The organism is Actinomadura citrea, assembly GCF_013409045.1.
GTDB lineage: Bacteria > Actinomycetota > Actinomycetes > Streptosporangiales > Streptosporangiaceae > Spirillospora > Spirillospora citrea.
The window spans coordinates 145,552-162,490 of sequence record NZ_JACCBT010000001.1 but is presented as its reverse complement, the minus strand read 5'-3'; the positions used below and the strand labels follow the sequence as shown (position 1 = coordinate 162,490).

16 protein-coding genes are annotated in these 16,939 nt (G+C 68.8%); 12 read left to right on the top strand and 4 right to left on the bottom strand.

The window, feature by feature from the left end; genetic code table 11:
- Positions 1-79: 79 nt before the first annotated feature.
- Positions 80-1,873 carry a M64 family metallopeptidase gene (locus BJ999_RS00830; RefSeq protein ID WP_179831459.1) on the top strand — a complete coding sequence of 598 codons (1,794 nt, stop codon included), beginning with the start codon at positions 80-82 and terminating at the stop codon, positions 1,871-1,873.
- A 93-nt stretch (positions 1,874-1,966) separates the two neighbouring features.
- Here BJ999_RS00830 and BJ999_RS00825 read toward each other — a convergent pair whose 3' ends face one another.
- From BJ999_RS00825 to BJ999_RS00815, 3 genes are all read right to left on the bottom strand, one after another.
- Complete coding sequence (locus tag BJ999_RS00825) at positions 1,967-2,917, bottom strand: DMT family transporter (protein ID WP_179831458.1); 951 nt, start codon at positions 2,915-2,917, stop codon at positions 1,967-1,969.
- 113 nt (positions 2,918-3,030) lie between these two features.
- Positions 3,031-3,972: a helix-turn-helix transcriptional regulator gene (locus tag BJ999_RS00820; RefSeq protein ID WP_179831457.1), complete on the bottom strand. Its 942-nt coding sequence runs from the start codon at positions 3,970-3,972 to the stop codon at positions 3,031-3,033.
- Positions 3,929-4,162 (bottom strand): hypothetical protein, encoded by a 234-nt coding sequence (locus BJ999_RS00815; RefSeq protein ID WP_089310823.1) that lies wholly within the window; start codon positions 4,160-4,162, stop codon positions 3,929-3,931. The genes BJ999_RS00820 and BJ999_RS00815 overlap by 44 nt, the downstream gene beginning before the upstream one ends.
- Positions 4,163-4,698: 536 nt before the next feature.
- Here BJ999_RS00815 and BJ999_RS00810 point away from each other — a divergent pair.
- A complete protein-coding gene (locus BJ999_RS00810) occupies positions 4,699-5,205 on the top strand; it encodes a DUF3307 domain-containing protein (RefSeq protein WP_179831456.1) in 507 nt (168 codons plus the stop codon).
- Positions 5,206-5,964: 759 nt separating this feature from the next.
- Here BJ999_RS00810 and BJ999_RS00805 read toward each other — a convergent pair.
- Positions 5,965-6,702: a bleomycin resistance protein gene (locus tag BJ999_RS00805; protein ID WP_179831455.1), complete on the bottom strand. Its 738-nt coding sequence runs from the start codon at positions 6,700-6,702 to the stop codon at positions 5,965-5,967.
- 296 nt (positions 6,703-6,998) lie between these two features.
- Between BJ999_RS00805 and BJ999_RS00800 the strand changes: the two genes are divergently transcribed.
- The 10 genes from BJ999_RS00800 (at position 6,999) to BJ999_RS00755 (ending at position 16,885) form a co-directional block, all read left to right on the top strand.
- Positions 6,999-7,859, top strand: a complete 861-nt coding sequence (locus tag BJ999_RS00800; RefSeq protein ID WP_179831454.1) for a dioxygenase family protein — start codon at positions 6,999-7,001, stop codon at positions 7,857-7,859.
- 543 nt (positions 7,860-8,402) lie between these two features.
- Positions 8,403-8,906 carry a DUF1269 domain-containing protein gene (locus tag BJ999_RS00795; RefSeq protein ID WP_179831453.1) on the top strand — a complete coding sequence of 168 codons (504 nt, stop codon included), beginning with the start codon at positions 8,403-8,405 and terminating at the stop codon, positions 8,904-8,906.
- A gap of 231 nt (positions 8,907-9,137) precedes the next feature.
- Positions 9,138-9,731: a dihydrofolate reductase family protein gene (locus BJ999_RS00790; RefSeq protein ID WP_179831452.1), complete on the top strand. Its 594-nt coding sequence runs from the start codon at positions 9,138-9,140 to the stop codon at positions 9,729-9,731.
- Between the two features lie 142 nt (positions 9,732-9,873).
- On the top strand, positions 9,874-10,281 hold the full coding sequence (locus BJ999_RS00785; RefSeq protein ID WP_179838258.1) for a YciI family protein: 408 nt from the start codon (positions 9,874-9,876) through the stop codon (positions 10,279-10,281).
- Positions 10,278-11,423 (top strand): RNA polymerase sigma factor, encoded by a 1,146-nt coding sequence (locus tag BJ999_RS00780; protein ID WP_179831451.1) that lies wholly within the window; start codon positions 10,278-10,280, stop codon positions 11,421-11,423. Before BJ999_RS00785 ends, BJ999_RS00780 begins: the two co-directional genes overlap by 4 nt.
- A gap of 158 nt (positions 11,424-11,581) precedes the next feature.
- Positions 11,582-11,932: a hypothetical protein gene (locus BJ999_RS00775; RefSeq protein ID WP_179831450.1), complete on the top strand. Its 351-nt coding sequence runs from the start codon at positions 11,582-11,584 to the stop codon at positions 11,930-11,932.
- Positions 11,933-12,079: 147 nt separating this feature from the next.
- Positions 12,080-12,403, top strand: coding sequence for a VOC family protein (locus BJ999_RS00770; protein ID WP_218934884.1), 324 nt, complete (start codon positions 12,080-12,082; stop codon positions 12,401-12,403).
- 1,481 nt (positions 12,404-13,884) lie between these two features.
- Positions 13,885-15,513 (top strand): replication initiator, encoded by a 1,629-nt coding sequence (locus BJ999_RS00765; protein WP_179831449.1) that lies wholly within the window; start codon positions 13,885-13,887, stop codon positions 15,511-15,513.
- Positions 15,513-15,713 carry a helix-turn-helix domain-containing protein gene (locus BJ999_RS00760; protein ID WP_179831448.1) on the top strand — a complete coding sequence of 67 codons (201 nt, stop codon included), beginning with the start codon at positions 15,513-15,515 and terminating at the stop codon, positions 15,711-15,713. The genes BJ999_RS00765 and BJ999_RS00760 overlap by 1 nt, the downstream gene beginning before the upstream one ends.
- The gene (locus BJ999_RS00755; protein ID WP_179831447.1) at positions 15,713-16,885 is read left to right on the top strand and encodes a tyrosine-type recombinase/integrase; all 1,173 of its coding nucleotides are present in this window, start codon (positions 15,713-15,715) and stop codon (positions 16,883-16,885) included. Before BJ999_RS00760 ends, BJ999_RS00755 begins: the two co-directional genes overlap by 1 nt.
- Positions 16,886-16,939: the final 54 nt, after the last annotated feature.

Here is a 16,939-nt window from a genome sequence, read left to right as displayed (position 1 = left end):
TTGATCAGCGGGAGAAGCCGGCGCAGCGCCCGGGCCGCATCCCGCCTGCCGCGCGCCCCCGCGCGAGGAGGGTCTGCGCATGTGGACGGGCAGGAAGATCGTGATCGGGACGGCGGCCGCCGCCGTCCTGTCGCTGGTGTCGGTGCCCGCGCGGGCGGCCGGACCCGCGGACGCGACCGTGGTGCCGGTGCAGATCACCGGCGATCCCGCGAAGCGCTTCAACCTGGTCGTGCTGGGCGACGGCTACACGGCTGCGGACATGCCGAAGTTCCGCGCACACCTCGCCAAACACCTCAACGACCTGTGGACGATCGAGCCGTTCAAGTCGTACCGCAGCTACATCAACGTGTACGCGGTGGAGACTCCGTCCGGCGAGTCCGGCGTGAGCTGTGACCCGGCGCTGTCCTCGCCTCGTCGCGAGACGCCGTTGGGCATGGCCTTCTGGAGCGGCTGTAGAGAGGACGGCATTCAGCGTCTTCTCGTCATGGACTCTGCGGCCGCCAAGACCTACGCGGACCTCGTCCAAGGCACGACTGTAGGAAATCGTCAGATCCTCGCGCTCGCCAACAGCGACACCTACGGCGGTGCAGGCGGCGCCTATGCGACGGCGTCCGGTGGGAACGCCTTGTCGGCTCTCATCGCGCCGCACGAGCTCGGCCACTCGCTGGGTGGGCTGGACGACGAGTACGACTACTACCAGCGGGGCGTCCCTGGTGGGACGTACACCGGTCCGGAGCCGGGCTCCATCCACCACACGCTTCTGTCCGAGGAGGAGATGCAGGCGCAGAAGCAGAAGTGGTGGCGGTGGCTCGGTGAACGGAGCGAGGCCGGGGGCACCATCGGACGCTACGAGGGTGGCCTCTACTCCAGTAAGGGCGTGTGGAGGCCGAGCCAGCACTCCATGATGAAAACGCTCGGCTACTACTACGACCAGGTCGCGCGTGAACGGATGACCCAGCGGATCTCGGGCAAAGTCAACCTCGTCCAGGCGAACACGCCCACGAACGCCCCGGTGGGGGACGACCGTGTGCTGTGGGTCGAAACGATGCATCCGACCGGTCACCCGTTGTCCGTTGATTGGACGGTCGATGGGAAGACCGTCGGGCGGGGCGCGAACCTCGACCTGTCCAGCCTGCACCTGAGGAAGGGCACGCACACGGTCGAGGCCACGGTCACCGACCCCACCGGGTTCGTCCGGGACCCGAGCATCCGGTCATCCGCCGCACTCACGCAGGTGCGTACATGGACGGTCGACACGGGCGTGACCACTCCAGCTGAAAACGTGCCAGTCGACTTCAACTCGTCCACACCCACTGACAAGCCCGTGGGAGGCGATTCCGTCGTCTACGTGGAGACGACCCACCCGGTGCAGAGGGTGCCCAAGGTGAACTGGGTATTGGACGGGCGCCGGGTACGCGGCGGCGGCCGAGACATCGATCTCGGACGGTTCCGCTTGGCGAAGGGCACGCACACGCTCATCGCACACGTCGGCTCCCACAGCCGCACATGGACGATCGACGCTCAGGCGCCGACAGTGGCGTACGAACTGTCCAAGGCGGCACAGAGCCAGGTTCGTTCTGGGCGGACGCCCGAGTACGTCTTCGACGGCCCCTTCACCATGCGGCTCACCGGCGCGGACGACCGTCCTGGCGTGGTCGTCTCCGAGTTCCGCGTGGACGGCGACGGCTGGTTCAACTACTTCGGCTGGCCGACCGACTCGTCCGCTCCCTGGCTGTTCACCGAGAACGGCACGGTCATCGACAGCCTCACCTACGGCAAGCTCGGGAAGGGCCGCCACACCATCGAGTACCGTGCGATCGACCCGGCGGGGAACCTCAGCAAGCCCGGCAAGTTCATCGCCACCCTCCGCTGACTCCAACGCCAATCCCTCACCGCAACTCCAGCGCCGCCCTACTGTCCAGTCGTAGACGCCGGCCCAGGCGGGCGGGCCGGTGTTCGGGTGGGGTCAGTGTTCGGGGGCGGGCTCCGGGGCGGGCTTCGCGGCGGGTTCGGGGGCGTGGGCGGTGGCGCCGTCGTCCGGCAGGGGTGCGGGGGCGGGCGCCGGGGACCGGCGCGCGGTGGCGAGGACGGAGCCGCCGAGGATCAGCACGAAGGACGCGATGATCGTCCCGGTGAGGGGCTCACTGAGGAACACGACGCCGGCCACGACCGCCACGGCCGGGTTCACGTAGGTGAACACCATGCCCCGGGAGGTGCCGACCTCCCGGATGAGCTCGAAGAACACGATGAACGCCAGCGCCGTGCAGACCAGGCCGAGGGCGATGAGCGCCGCGAGGACGCGGCCGCCCGGCATGGCGCTCGGCCAGGTGGCGATGGCCGGGCCGGTGTAGGCGAGCGCGGCGATCGTCAGCGAGACCGCGGCCAGGTGCAGGCTCGGGAGGTCCTGGAGGCGCCGGGTGGCGATCATCGGAGCGATCGCGTACCCGACCGCGACCAGCATGACCTCGCCGATCGCCCACGCGCTGCCGCCGCCGAGGTGCGGCCCGGCGAGCACGCCGACACCGGCCAGGCCGACCAGCAGTCCCGCCCACCGGAGGGGCCCGAGCCGCTCGGCGTCCCCGGTGAGCCGGGCGAGCACCACGCCGATGATGGGGACGGCGGCGATGAGCAGCCCCGTCATGGAGCTGGTCAGCCGGTTCTCGGCGTCCGACAGCAGCGCCCACGGACCGAGGATCTCCACCGCGGTGAACGCCAGGAGCGGGCGCCAGTGGCGGCGGACCGCGTCCAGCCGCCCGGTCCTGAGCGCCAGCGGCAGCAGGATGAGCGCGCCCAGCGCGGTGCGGGTGAACACCACCATGGGGACCGAGACGTTCTCGACCGCCACCTTGATCAACAAATAGGGGATGCCCCACAGCACGCTCATCAGCGCGAACAGCATCCAGCCGCGGCGACTCAACCCGACCTCCGTTCTCGACCGTCCCGCCCGGGCCGCCTCCCGCCCCCAGGACTTCGTGGGGCGGGCGCGTTCGCGATCGGCCCCCGGCACCCCGGGGTCCGCCCGGACGACGTTCAGAATGAGGGTCGGCGAGATGTGCTGTCTTGAACGCTGTTGCGGTAAACGCCCGGGGTGACGCCCAGCACGCGGCGGAACCATCGGGTGAGATGCGCCTGGTCGGCGAACCCGACGAGCGTCGCCGCCTCGGCCGGACGGTGTCCCGCGTCCAGCAGCGCCCGGGCGCGGGCCACCCGGTGCTGGGCGAGCCACGCGTACGGCGGCATGCCCATCGCTTCCCGGAAGGCGCGCAGCAGCTGGTAGCGCGACAGCCCGAGGTCGGTGGCGACTTCGGCGAGCGTCGGCGGAGCGATCAGTTCGTCGGACAGGCGGGTCGCGACCGTCCTCGCGATACGTCCGGCTTCGGCCCTGTGGGGTGCCGGGACAGCTTTCGGGCCGGACGCCGCATGACGCCGGACGAGCCCGCCCAGCACGCCGAGCAGCCGCGACTCGCCCTCAAGCGGGTCGGCGCCGAGCCTCAGGGCATGGTGGGCGAGGCGCAGCGCCTCACCGAGGCCCCGGTCGTCGATGATCGGGTTCGCGAAGTGCGGTGCGGCCGCGACCGGACCGGGCTCCGCGGTCGTCGCCGCGCCCAGCAGTTCGGCGGCGGGGTAGAGGCACAGGTACGCGAAGCCCTCCGGACGCGCCGGACCGCCGGTGTGCGCCTCGCCCGGCTCGACCACGACGACGCTGCCGGCCGCCGAGTAGATCCTCTCGCCCCGGTAGAGCATCGTCTCCGTGCCGTCGACGGTGACGCCGATGGCGTACTCGTCGTGGGTGTGCGGCGCGTAGTGCCTGCGGCCGATGCGGGCCGTCAGCAGATCGAGTGGCGCACCCTGGATGCCGCCCACCCGCGTCCACAGTGTCCGGTCGACTCCCCGGGCGTCGACGGGGACCCCGCCGTCCGGACGCCGATCAGGCCGAGAAGACGTGCCGGAGCCGCCAGCGGTCCTCGTCACGGCCGAGCTCCACGACGGCCACGCCCTCCGCGCCGGTGACCCGGAACCGGTAGACCCTGCCCTCCTGGGCCGATCCGTAGGTCTTCAGCACCGCGTCCACCGCGTAGCGCGTCCCCCGCCACTCGTACGCGGTGAGCCGTCCCGCCGGGTCGTGCTCGGCTCGGATCGGCTCGTTCAGCAACTGCCCCATGCGGGGAGGGTAGCACGCGTTCGAACAAATGTTCGCAGGTCGGAGAGCCCTTCCCGCGCGGCCCGGCCTTGCCTCCGGGCCGATCGGGGCGCGGAATCCGCCGTGCCGCCGGGCGTGGCGCGCCGCTCGCCTCCGTGGCGCCGGGCCGAGTCACGCGAGTCATGAACAGACCAACAGAAATCACCCCCGACCTCATCCCGATCACACTCGGCGGCCCCACGAGCACCGTCGGCCCATCTGGTGATCTTGACTTCGTCGGCTCCTGCGACGCGGGCATCGACCAGGCGCCGACTTCCTCGGAGCTCCTTCGGGCGACGACGCGCCGACCCCGCACCTTCAGCCGTCCGGGCTCCCGTCCGACGTACCCGCCCCGTCCCGGCTCACGTTCGCGGCCCAGCTCCGACGACCCCGTCGCGCGATGATCACGAATGGCCGCAAGCCCGGCACCGCCCGTGAAACGGTATTGATCATCCGGCGCTCAGAGCCGGCTGCCCGGGTCCTTCCCTGGCCGGTAATCGAAACACCGTGAGGTGAACATGTCTCCGGACAAGATCGTCGCCGCCGTGACCTTCGTGGTCGTGCTGGCTTCGATGCTCATCGCGCACAACGTCGGGGACCACTGGGTCCAGACCCAGGCCCAGGATCGAGACAAGGGTCTGCACGGCGCCCACCTGTGGAAGGGGCGCCTGGCATGCCTGCGGCACGTTGTGTCCTACACCGTTTGCACGTCGCTGACCGTCGGCATGATGTGGGCGCTCTTCGACCTGCGGATCTCGCTGCTCAGCTTCACCCTCGGACAGCTGATCTCGGCGGGCACCCATTACTGGGCCGACCGTCGGATCACCCTGCAGCGCCTGGCCGAGCTCGTCGACAGGCTCCAGGGGCTCAAGGGAGAGGCCGTGGGGTCCTTCTACAGGCTGGGCGCCCCGCGTGACGGCAAGGACGACAACCGCGTGCTGGGAACGGGGCGGTACGCCCTCGACCAGGCGTGGCACTGGTGGTGGATCTTCATCGCTTCCGTCGTGACCGCAGTCGCGGCGTAGGCACCCCCACCCGGCGGAGCCATCCACCGGCACCGCCTCCTACAACCGGCCCTCGTACTCCCGTGCGAGGGCCGTTCTTTTCTTGAACACGCCGCCGACGTGCTCGCCGACCTGTCAGAACCGGCGGTGCTCACCGGCGCAGGAGCCGCCACGCATGCCGTGCCCTATCAGGCGAGGTGCCGCATTAGTCGAGAAGCTCCAGGGGTCGTTATCCACAGGTTGTGGGTCATCGTTACGCACACCTCCACCCTCGTCACAGCAGGGCGTTCCGGCGTCGCGTCCACAGACGGATCCCCAGAACAGCCGGGCTTTCCACGGTCTGGACGGCACGTCGGCCGCCGCCTTCCCCATCATGACCGAGGTGACCCGTCCGTCCACAGAATCCACAACCTGTGGATAACCCTCGTGCACAACCTGGGTACGGCCGCGCGGCTCCGCGTCCACATTCTTCCCCAGCCCACCCCCAACCCGCGCGCTCACTTGTCCACGTCGTGGAAAAGCCGCTGACCAGCAGGAGAACCCACTCTGCGCTGAGGTTCTCCACACCCCGTTCACACCCTGTGGGCGAATTCCCTCCACAACCTCACCGCACCGGTGGACAACGTCGCCCACAGGAATCCCCAACCGTGTCCCCAGAAGCGCACTCCATCAGACCTGATCGTCATCCCGGCCCCACACCGGCGGCCGGCCCGGCGATCGACGCGGGACGATCAGCGTCGATGGTCCGGCACCTGGGGCTTTCACCTGGCACGGGCCCGGTCAGAGCGTGCCTCCGGTCGGTGAAGCCGGACCCTCGACGGGGACCGCGGCCTCCAGGTCGGCCAGGCGGCCGAGGTCATCGCCCAGTTCGGACGAGTCGGGCAGCTCGATCTCGCGGGCCTCGGCCGCAAGGGCGCGGACGCGAGGCCATTCCTCCAGGTGGGCTGCTGCGTCGGCGCGCAGGACCAGCGCCTTCAGGCGCTCGGACGGGGACAGCGCCTCACCGGAACGCAGCAGCCGATCGAGGATCCGGGCAGCGGCGCGATGGTCCCCCTTCGACTCGCCCAGGAGCGCGGCCATGTGGAAGGCCCGGGCCACCTTCTCCTCCGGGATGGGCGCGTGCCGCGTGTCGTCCGAGATGGCCTGGCCGATGCGGAGCTGGAGCCCGTCCGGGTCGCTGAGCAGGAACTGCCGGACGCCGTACGACATGTCCCGCACCGCGCTCAGCCGAGGAAGCCCCCGGGTCGGGACCCGGCCGAGGGCCTCGCGGAGCCCGCCGCGAAACGCCTCATACAGGGCGTCCACCTGCGTCGTGGTGATGTAGCACATGTTCATGGACGCGGCCGGATCATGTTTCTTCCACCCGAAGAACTGCAACTCGGCGTCGCCGCGCCGGACCGCGAGGTAGGGGTTGGGACGCGTCTGCCAGGTGGTCTGCTCGAAACCGAGCGCCCGGTAGAAGTCCCAGGTCAGCTCTATCGACCGGCACGGAAAGATCGGAATCGCCTTCTCACCCATGGTCGGAGCGTAGGAAGGGCGAACGGATTAGTCAAGTTTGATTAGTTCGCCCGACCGGTTGCCCGGCCGGCGGGGCCCACCGTTCGAGCGCGCGAACCGGGGAGGTGAGGGAGGATGTGCGTCATCGCGATCATCAGCGCGGCGATCGCCACCGCACTGAGGACGATCTTCGTGGCGCGCGACAGGGGCGGAGAGGCCGGGAGATCGGTTTCACCATCCGGCGGGCACCACTCCTGAGACCGGGGGACGTCCCCCATCGCCAGAGTTTTCCACAGGCTGTGGAAAGGGAGGCATTCGTGGACTTCAACGAGCACACTGCGACGCGGGCCGTCCAGGACAGTTTCCGCGACACTCCCGACCCGCGACTCCGCGAACTCCTGGATGCGCTCACCCGCCACCTGCACGCGTTCGTCGGTGAGGTGCGGCCGTCGATCCGCGAATGGGAGCAGGCGATCAGTTTCCTCACCGCGGTCGGCCAGACCTGCACCGACACGCGACAGGAGTTCGTCCTGCTGTCGGACGTCCTGGGCGTCTCCATGCTGGTGGAGACCCTGAACGAGCAGCAGGACGGCACGGAGAGCACTGTCCTGGGCCCGTTCCACATGGTCGAGTCACCCCGACGCGAGCTCGGCGACAGCATCGACCTGATCGGAGAGGCACAACCGTGCCTGGTCACCGGTCGTGTCCTGAGTGGCGACGGCACGCCCCTTCCTGACGCGGAGGTGGACGTCTGGCAGTGCAACGAGAAGGGCTTCTACGACGTCCAGCAGCCCGGGGTCCAACCTTCCGGCAACGGGCGCGGCCTTTTCCACACCGACCCCGAAGGACGGTTCCGATTCCGGACCGTCCTGCCCAGCCATTACCCGATCCCGACGGACGGACCGATCGGGCGGTTCCTGGAGGCCACCGGACGTCATCCCTACCGGCCGGCGCACATCCATTTCATCCTCCGGGCGGACGGCCATGCCCCACTGACCACCCACGTCTTCGTGGCAGGCAGTCCCTACCTGGACTCGGACGCGGTCTTCGCGGTCAAGCAAAGTCTCATCGTCGATTTCACCGAGTCGAACGACGCGGAGACGGCCGCCCGGAACGGCGTCCAAGCTCCGTTCCGCCATGCCGAGTTCGACCTGATCCTCAGCAGAGAGCTCAGGTGACCTGCCCCTACATGCTTGTGCGCCGCCGCACGCCACGACTCAGCCCCCGTGATCGCTGCTCCGGCGCGGCAATGTGGCAGGGTTCGAGGTGGACACCGCCCTCATCCGCATCACCAACCTCCCAGTTATCCACAACCTGTGGAGAACTGCCCTCCTTTTCTGGATAACCGTCTCCGGAGCTGCATAGGCCAAGGCCCGATCTCAAACGCCGCCAAAGCAGAGAGAAGCCTAAGCCGCCGCCTCAGCGCGCTTGCCCCCGTCGAGCGGAAACCGCTGCGCGCAGCCCGCACGTCATTCCGTCCCTGCGCCCCCGGCTCTCCGCCGCGTTCGGCCCTCATGCGCCGCCGGCTTTCGCCAATCGGAACCCACGTTTTGCCCTGTCCCGGTCCAAGAGACCATCGCCCGTGGTTTGCGGCAGACCACCCATTGGGGACCTTCAGGGCATCCCGACAGATCGCGCGGGTGATCGGCACGCCGGGAACGCCGCACACAGCGACCACGCACCCTCCTGTGCCCGGTAGCAGGAGAGACAACGGGGGAACCATGAGCGACCTGATCGCCGTCGCCTACGACGACCTGCCGCACGCCGAGCAGGCGCGCGAGAAGCTCGTCCAGCTGCACAAGGAGCACATCATCGAGCTGGCGGACGTCGTCATCGTCGAGCGCAAGCAGGACGGCAAGATCAAGCTCCATCAGGCACGCAACCTCGTCGCGGGCGGCGCGCTCGGCGGCGCCGCGTGGGGCGGGCTGATCGGGCTCATCTTCTTCATGCCGCTGCTCGGCATGGCCATCGGCGGAGCCACCGGCGCCGCCATGGGCTCCGCGGCCGACTCCGGCATCGACGACGCCTTCATGCGCAACCTCGCCGAGCAGCTGCCGCCCGGCGCCGCGGCCGTGTTCGTCCTGATCGACAAGCGCAATCCCGAGAAGGCCGTTCCGGAGATGGCGCCGCTGGGCGGCAGGCTCATCCAGACCTCGCTGTCCCCCGAGCAGGAGGAGCACCTGCGCGAGGCCGTCAAGGCCGCGCGCGCACCGCAGCCCGCCTGAGAACCCGGATCCGGCAGCGGCAAGCCCGCTCACCGGCACGGGACCGTGGCGCGCCGACGCCCCAGAGACCGGTTTCGAGACCCTCGAAACCGGCCTCTGACCTCCAGGCTCACCACAACGCCGCTCCCAGCGGCCATGGTGGAGCACCCAGTGGTCACGGCGGGCGATGAGTTCTCCCGAGGTCGCAGGTCCAAGCCTGTGCCACCGACCACGGAGAGCTTGGAGCGAACCATGACGAAGGTCATCACATCGGCGTCGATGTCCCTGGACGGCTACATCTCCGGGCCGGGTGAGAGCGGGTTCGAGCACCTCTTCGGCTGGCACCGGACAGGGGACGTCGAGGTCGCCACCGCCCGCCCCGACATGGCATTCAAGGTCACCCCGCAGACCGGCGAGCACCTGCGAAGGCTGGTGGACGGCACCGGAGCGCTGGTGGTCGGCCGCAAGCTGTTCGACCTGACGCAAGGCTGGGGCGGCAGCCACCCGTTCGGCGGGCCGGTTTTCGTGGTCACTCACACGGCACCCGACGCCTGGCCGCACCAGGGCTTCACCTTCGTCACCGACGGGGTCGAGAGCGCCGTCCGGCAGGCGGCGGAGGTGGCAGGAGGCAAGGCAGTCGGTGTAGCCGCCGGCGACATGGCACGCCAGGCCCTGGCAGCAGGCCTGATCGACGAGTTCTGGGTCGATCTGGTGCCCGTGCTGCTCGGCGGCGGCACGCCGTTCTTCAACGCCGTGACCGACGTCCCCCTCGTCCTGGACGACCCAGACGTCGTCCAGGGCCGCGGCGTAACCCACCTGGTCTACCGGCTCCACAGCCGCGCCTGAGCCGCACCGATCCGAGCGAACATCGCGGCCCCCACAAGATCCACCAGGAAGGGCGCGGTGGGGAGTCGAGAATCGGCGTGCGGTTCCGTATCCGGCGGTGAACGCGGCCACAATGGCTCCGGACGACAACGAGGAGAACATGATGGCCAAGTACCTGCTGCTCAAGCACTACCGCGGCGCGCCGGCACCGGTCAACGACGTGCCGATGGAGCAGTGGGCGCCGGAGGAGGTTTCGGCCCACGTGCAGTACATGCAGGACTTCATCGCCCGGCTCGAAGGAACCGGCGAGTTCGTCGACTCCCAGGGGCTCTCCCCGGAGGGCACGTTCGTCCGCTCCGACGGCGAGGGCCGGCCGCCGGTCACCGACGGCCCGTTCGCGGAGACCAAGGACCTGATCGCCGGCTGGATAGTGATCGACGTCGACACCTACGAGCGGGCGCTCGAGCTGGCCGGCGAGCTGTCCGCGGCTCCGGGTGCGGGTGGGAAGCCGATCCACGAGTGGCTCGAGGTGCGCCCCTTCCTGGGCGGGCAGCCCGCGGAGACCGAGTGAACGAGTCACTGCTGCGGGAGCTGGTACCCGCGGTGATCGGTGTCCTCGTCCGTCGCGGAGCCGACTTCGCGGCGGCCGAGGACGCCGTGCAGGACGCTCTGGTCGAGGCCGTGCGCGTGTGGCCGGACGACCCGCCGCAGGACCCCAAGGGCTGGCTGGTCACCGTGGCCTGGCGCAAGTTCCTCGACGCCGCCCGAGCCGACACCTCCAGGCGGCACCGCGAGGAGCGCGTCGATACCGAGTCCGTGCCCGTCCCAGGCAAGGCGGCCGACGAGACGCTCCAGCTGTACTTCCTGTGCGCGCACCCATCCCTGACGCCGGCCTCGGCCGTCGCACTCACGCTGCGCGCGGTCGGCGGCCTGACCACACGCCAGATCGCCCAGGCCTACCTCGTGCCGGAGGCGACCATGGCCCAGCGGATCAGCAGGGCGAAGCGGACCGTCTCAGGCGTCCGGCTCAACCGGCACGGTGACGTCGCCACTGTGCTGCGCGTGCTCTACCTGGTCTTCAACGAGGGCTACTCCGGCGACGTCGACCTCGCCGCCGAGGCGATCCGGCTCACCCGCCAACTGGCCGCCATGACCGACCACGAGGAGGTCGCGGGCCTGCTCGCGCTCATGCTGCTGCACCACGCCCGGCGCCCGGCACGGACCGGCCCCGACGGCAGGCTCGTGCCCCTCGCCGAGCAGGACCGCAGCCTGTGGAACACCCACATGATCGCCGAGGGCGTCGACGTGCTCCAGGCGGCCCTCGTCCGCGACCGCCTGGGCGAGTTCCAGGCCCAGGCGGCCATCGCGGCGCTCCACGCCGACGCCCGAACGGCCGCCGAGACCGACTGGGTGCAGATCGTCGAGTGGTACGACGAACTGGTGCGCCTCACCGGCAACCCGGTCGCCCGTCTCAACAGGGCCGTCGCGGTCGGCGAGGCCGATGGCCCGCGGGCCGGCCTGGCCGCCCTGGCCGAGCTCGACCCCGCCCTGCCGCGCCACACCGCCGCCGAGGCGTACCTGCGCGAGCGTGACGGCGACCCGGTCGCCGCGGCACGGCTCTACGCCCAGGCCGCCCGGTCAGCGCCCAACCTCCCCGAACGCGACCACCTCACGCGACAGGCCGCACGACTCAACGCCCGACTGCGCGATTGAGCGGCGGGCATTCACCGCCGCGACGGCGACGGGGTCAGCCCGACCGTGTCACTTGCCGTTCAAGGCCGACCTCCCCTACGCCTGGGCGCGGGCGCTGTGTACTACGGCGACCCCGACAAAGGACTGAAGGGCGACTTGATCCGCACTAACCTCGTCGCGTGAGTGATGACGTCCAGCAGGTTCAGCCGCTCGACTCCGGAATAGCCGAAGAGTGGATACGCAAGACCGATGAGCCGGACCTGCGCGCCGTCTCGGCCTCCAGGCTTCGAGCCGGGCCTTTGTGGAGCGTCAGCGCCTGGGTCATGGAGTTCATCCGCACGGACCCTCTCGAATCCGAACTGCGCCGCCGGATCGCAGAAGAGCTGAGCGGCGTCAGCGGCGTCACCGGTGTCGAGGAGGAAGACCGGGAAGTGTGGACTGTGACCGGCACTCCCACAGGCAGAGCGTTGGTCGAAGCGGTGGCCCGGGTGGTCGACGACCTGGCTCCCCAGACCCGCAAAGCTCTCTAACACGCATCGACACGACGTCCCGCACTTTGCGACCGACGAACGGACCTGTCCGGAGGGTGCATTCGCGCGAACGGCGCGCTCGCTCAGCCGATCCGGCTGCGCGCTACTCTGCGGCTCTCCTGCGCGGAACACGACGGAGGAGGTGAGATGGGCATTCGGATCAATGGCATCGTCATCGACGCCAATGACCTCGATCTTCTGGCGGAGTTCTGGAGTCGGCTGCTCGGTCTGGCGATCACCCGGCGTGAGGATGACTGGATCAGCCTTGGTCCGCACTTCGCCATGCAGAAAGTTCCGGAAGCCAAGGGTGTGAAGAACCGCGTCCACTTCGACTTGGTGGCTGACGACTTCCCCCAGGCTGTCGCACTTGCCGTCGAGCTTGGAGCGAGCCCTGTGGGCGAGATGCAAGAGGACCTCTGGCAGGTCTGGCGCGATCCGGAAGGCAACGAGTTCTGTATCTGCGTTTCCTGACGGCCGATCCGGCTACGTCCGGGACCTCCACCGCTACGGCCGCTCGGACCCATGCCTGCCGTCGGCCGGGCGCCCGGCGGACGCGTCGCGATGCGCGGCCCGGCGCTGCCGTCCGGTGTCCGGCGCCGCACGCTTCGCGCCATTGCAGTCGAAAGCCCCCACCGATCGCGGTGGGGGCTCTGAGCTGGTGGGCCTAGGTGGACTTGAACCACCGGCCTCATCCTTATCAGTTCGATCATGGTTAAGGTCGCGGGCTGGCTTCCCTGCGCTGACCTTGTGGTGGCGGCTGCTCGCGTGCGGCGGCATGTGCTGGTGTTGCTGTCACGGTTGCTGTCATTGTCCTCCCCGCGCCCCGTGTGCGCCTGTGTAGGCGTGACCACTCCGCACCACTCGCCCCGCCTGAGCTTCCCGTCTGCCGTCGTCCCGCGCTCTGCGCTGCCGGGCCAGGGCCAGGGGGTGAAGGTGGAGCGCCCCACTGGACGAACGACCTTCACCCCCTGGCCCTGGTCTGGTAGATCTCCGATCGGGACGGCGGCAGACGGGAAGCTCAGGCTTCCTACCTTCCTCCTCAGCGACCGGCACGGGCCGACCAGACTTCCCGGAGTCGGAGTGCCCCCCGCCGGAGGCATTGAACGCTCTGGATGAGCGTCCGAGCGCTACCGCCAGCGCATGAACGTCCGGAGGACTTCCAAGGCTGCGTCACGTCGGCTCTTCTTGGTCGACCAGACGGCGGGCAAGATCACTAGCCCAAAGATGAGGGCGGCGAAGATCAACCACTCATCGCCGTGGACCTCCACACTCCACCCACCGTTGACCTGGGGGTTTGGCGGCTCTGTCACCGTCGTTGGGTATCCCTGACTGGTGGGTCCTGATGCGGGGCCTAGTACCGTGAGCACGTGCGGCTCTCCTTCGAGTCGTGCGAGATGAGTGGACGGCCTCCCGTTGCCGCGGGGGGCCGTCGCCATTTCGGCGAACGACCCATGGCCGCCATGACCTCAAGGGTGCAGGTCATGCCGACATTGTCCGAGACCCGATACCCGCGCCGCAAAGCGTTCTGTGGACAACCCTGTGGACGACCTGTGGAAAAGAGTGGGCCAATCTGTGGATGGCGTGGGGGTAACCCAGGGGCTCTGGCATCCCCTATACCCAGCCTTAAGTCGTGACCTGCACGAACATCATCCACCGACTGTGCGGGAAAGAAAGTCGGCCGAAATCCACAAAGGGTGGGTACGGCACACCACCAATGACCACGTTCTGCTTGTCGCAGATGAATTAGCCCTCGGCGGCGGCGCGGTCCCCGTGGTGAGCAGTCGGGGCGGGCCGGCGGGCGTGGCGCGATGCGCGGTCCGGCGCGGCCGTCCGGTGACCGGCGCCCACGCCGCACGCTCCGGGCGGCCTGGCGCGGGGCCGCGCAGCGGCCTGAGCGCCGCCGCCCCTTGATCGATTCGGCTCCGGCTGGCGCAGGCTCGGAGGCGGGCGCGGTGGTCAAGACGCTTCCCCCGCTGGCGCGGGGCGTGCTGGAAGCGGTCGCGGTCGAGCACGGCGTGTGCATTCGGCCCGTGCCGATGCGGCGGGTGGACCTGCACACCGGTGCGGCCGAGGTCGTCTATGTGCCGTGCGGTCACACGCTGGCCTCGGTGTGCCCCTCGTGCGCTGAGCGAAAGCGCAAGCTGCGGGCCGTGCAGTGCTCCCAGGGCTGGCACCTGACCGAGGAACCGGTCATCACGCGCGCCGATCCGAACGACGAGCAGCGCGCGTGGATGGGGTTGCGGGCGCAGGCTGCGGCGGCCCGTGACAAGGCGGCTGAGGAGGGTTCGGCGGACGGGGAAGACGTCGGGTTCTGGGATGCCGTGGTGCGTGACCTGGACAACGAGCTTGAACGCACTGGGGTTCGTGGTGCTCTCAAGTCTGGTGAGGAGGGCAAAGGCCGGCGGACTCGTTCCACGCGGCGGCGGCAGGACGCGCCCGATCTGCCTCGGCGTCCGGTCGACTCCCGCACCCTCGGCAAGGTCTACCGGGGCAAGGACGGCAAGACGTTCCGGCCCTCGATCTTCCTCACGCTCACGCTGGACTCCTACGGGCGGGTGCGCTCGGACGGGACGCCCGTCGACCCGAACGGCTACGACTACACGCGGGCGGCTCGGGACGCGCTCCACTTCTCCAAGCTGGTGGACCGGTTCGTGCAGAACCTGCGCCGGTTCGTCGGCTACGACGTCCAGTACTTCGCCACCGTCGAACCCCAACGTCGTCACGCGCCCCACCTGCACATGGCCATTCGCGGAACCATCTCCCGCGCCGAACTGCGTCAGGTGGTCGCGGCCACCTATCACCAGGTGTGGTGGCCCTCGACGGATCGCGTGGTCTTCGAGGGGGATCACCTGCCGGTCTGGGATGACGTGGCGAGGGAGGACGGCGGCGGTTACCTCGACCCCAGAACGGGCGAGGTTCTTCCGACCTGGGATGACGCGCTGGACGCGCTCGGCCTGGACCAAGATGCCGAACCACTCCACGTGGTGAAGTTCGGGCGGCAGATCGACGCGCAAGGCGTCATGCCCGACTCACCGCAGTCCCGCAAGCTCATCGGCTACCTGACCAAGTACCTCGTCAAGGGCGTGGCTGAGTGCCACACCGCCGAGACGTCGGCGCAGCGTGAGCACGTGGACCGGATGGCTGAGGCGCTCCGGTATGAGCCGTGCTCACCGACCTGCGCGAACTGGCTTCGATACGGCATCCAGCCCAAGAATCCGCGGGAAGGCATGGCCCCGGGCTTCTGCAAGGGCAAAGCCCACAGGCGCGAACACCTCGGCTACGGCGGCCGTCGCGTCCTGGTCTCCCGCAAGTGGTCCGGTAAGACCCTGGCCGATCACAAGGCGGACCGTAAGGCGTGGGTCCTGGCCCGGCTGGCTGAGGCCGGTATCCCGGTCTCCAACCCGGCTGACCCGAACGCCGTGCACGTCTGGGAACGCGCCGGGCCTGGTGATCCCGACGTCAGGTCGACCGAAGCGCGACTTCTGCACCTGATCAACGAACGCATCCAACGGCGCCGCCAACTCGACGCCGCGACACAAAACGACACCCCCGAACTTTCGGCAACTGCGGAGGCAGCGTGATGGAAGAGACGGTGACCGAGCTTCGGCCGAAGTTGCTTCGGGTGCCTCAAGTCATGGAGGTGCTCCAGCTCGGTCGATGGAAGGTATACGAGCTGATGCGCACGGGCGCTCTGGAATCGGTCTGGGTCGGGCGGGATCGCCGGGTGCCTGCCGATGCCATCGACGCGTTCATCGCGGCTCTCAGAGAGGATGCGGCCTGATGGCGGAGCGTAGGAAGCCCTCCCGTCGCGCCAACGGGGAAGGAACGATCTTCCAACGGAAAGACGGGCGCTGGGTCGGTGAGGCGTACGTTCTGACCACCGAAGGTACGAGCAAGCGCGTCACGCGGTACGGCAAGAGCCGGACGGAGGTGCACAACAAGCTCGTAGAGGCTCAGCAGAAGTCGAGTCGCGGAGTCCCCGTGGCTAACAAAGCGTGGAAGCTGGGCGAGTACCTCGACTACTGGCTAGAGGAGGTCGTCCGGCCGTCCAAGCGGTGGAACACCTACAAGAAGTACGAGCAGACCACGCGGCTTTACCTCAAGCCGGGTCTCGGCAACCAACGCCTAGACCGGCTGCGGGTGGCCAAAGTGCAGACCTTCCTCAACCAACAGATCAAGGACGGTCAGTCGCTCGCCATGGTCCACATCATGCGCATGGTCCTGGGGGCGGCGCTGACTCGGGCGACGCGTGAAGAGTTGATCTCGACCAACGTCGCCCGACTGACGACGCTTCCTCCGGCTCCGGCTCACAAGTCCAAGCCGTGGACTGCGGATGAGGCTCGCGCGTTCCTGCACGCGGCTCGGGATGAACCGCTCTACCCGGCGTTCGTGCTGCTGATGGTCTACGGGCTGCGGCGCGGTGAAGTGCTGGGGCTCGGCTGGGATGACCTCGACCTCGATGACCTGGTCATGCAGGTCTCCTGGCAGTTGCAACGCATCGACGGGAAGCTCACGCGCACTCCGGTCAAGACCGATGCCGGAGACCGTCCCCTGCCCATCCTCCCGATCATCTATGAGGCGTTCATCGAACTGGCCGAACGCCAGATGTACGCCAAGCGCAGGGCGGGCGCGGACTGGAATGCGGAGTGGGACAAGATCGGCCTTGTGTTCACCACGCGCAACGGTGGGCCGATCGAACCGCGCAATCTCTCGCGAGCCTTTGAACGGATCTGCGTGAACGCGGGACTTCGCCGTATCCGGCTCCATGACCTGCGGCACGTGACGGCAACGCTGCTCAAGCGGCTGGGGGTGCCTGCGCGGGATGCCGCCGCGATCCTCGGCCATGCGAAGATCTCCACAACCATGGAGATCTACACCGACAGCAACATCGACGACCACCGGATGGGACTCGGCAAGGTGGCGGGCGAACTGTTCGGGGCTTCGGAGAGCTGAGCCGTTGCTGTCACCACTGCTGTCAAAAGCCCCCCACCGGTCGCGATGGGGGGC

What these genes read in the sequence shown, in the direction of transcription:
- BJ999_RS00830 (WP_179831459.1), top strand. Translation starts at nt 80, where the DNA reads ATGTGGACGGGCAGGAAGATCGTGATCGGGACGGCGGCCGCCGCCGTC.
- BJ999_RS00815 (WP_089310823.1), bottom strand. Translation starts at nt 4,162, where the DNA reads ATGGGGCAGTTGCTGAACGAGCCGATCCGAGCCGAGCACGACCCGGCG.
- BJ999_RS00810 (WP_179831456.1), top strand. Translation starts at nt 4,699, where the DNA reads ATGTCTCCGGACAAGATCGTCGCCGCCGTGACCTTCGTGGTCGTGCTG.
- BJ999_RS00805 (WP_179831455.1), bottom strand. Translation starts at nt 6,702, where the DNA reads ATGGGTGAGAAGGCGATTCCGATCTTTCCGTGCCGGTCGATAGAGCTG.
- BJ999_RS00795 (WP_179831453.1), top strand. Translation starts at nt 8,403, where the DNA reads ATGAGCGACCTGATCGCCGTCGCCTACGACGACCTGCCGCACGCCGAG.
- BJ999_RS00790 (WP_179831452.1), top strand. Translation starts at nt 9,138, where the DNA reads ATGACGAAGGTCATCACATCGGCGTCGATGTCCCTGGACGGCTACATC.
- BJ999_RS00785 (WP_179838258.1), top strand. Translation starts at nt 9,874, where the DNA reads ATGGCCAAGTACCTGCTGCTCAAGCACTACCGCGGCGCGCCGGCACCG.
- BJ999_RS00770 (WP_218934884.1), top strand. Translation starts at nt 12,080, where the DNA reads ATGGGCATTCGGATCAATGGCATCGTCATCGACGCCAATGACCTCGAT.
- BJ999_RS00760 (WP_179831448.1), top strand. Translation starts at nt 15,513, where the DNA reads ATGGAAGAGACGGTGACCGAGCTTCGGCCGAAGTTGCTTCGGGTGCCT.
- BJ999_RS00755 (WP_179831447.1), top strand. Translation starts at nt 15,713, where the DNA reads ATGGCGGAGCGTAGGAAGCCCTCCCGTCGCGCCAACGGGGAAGGAACG.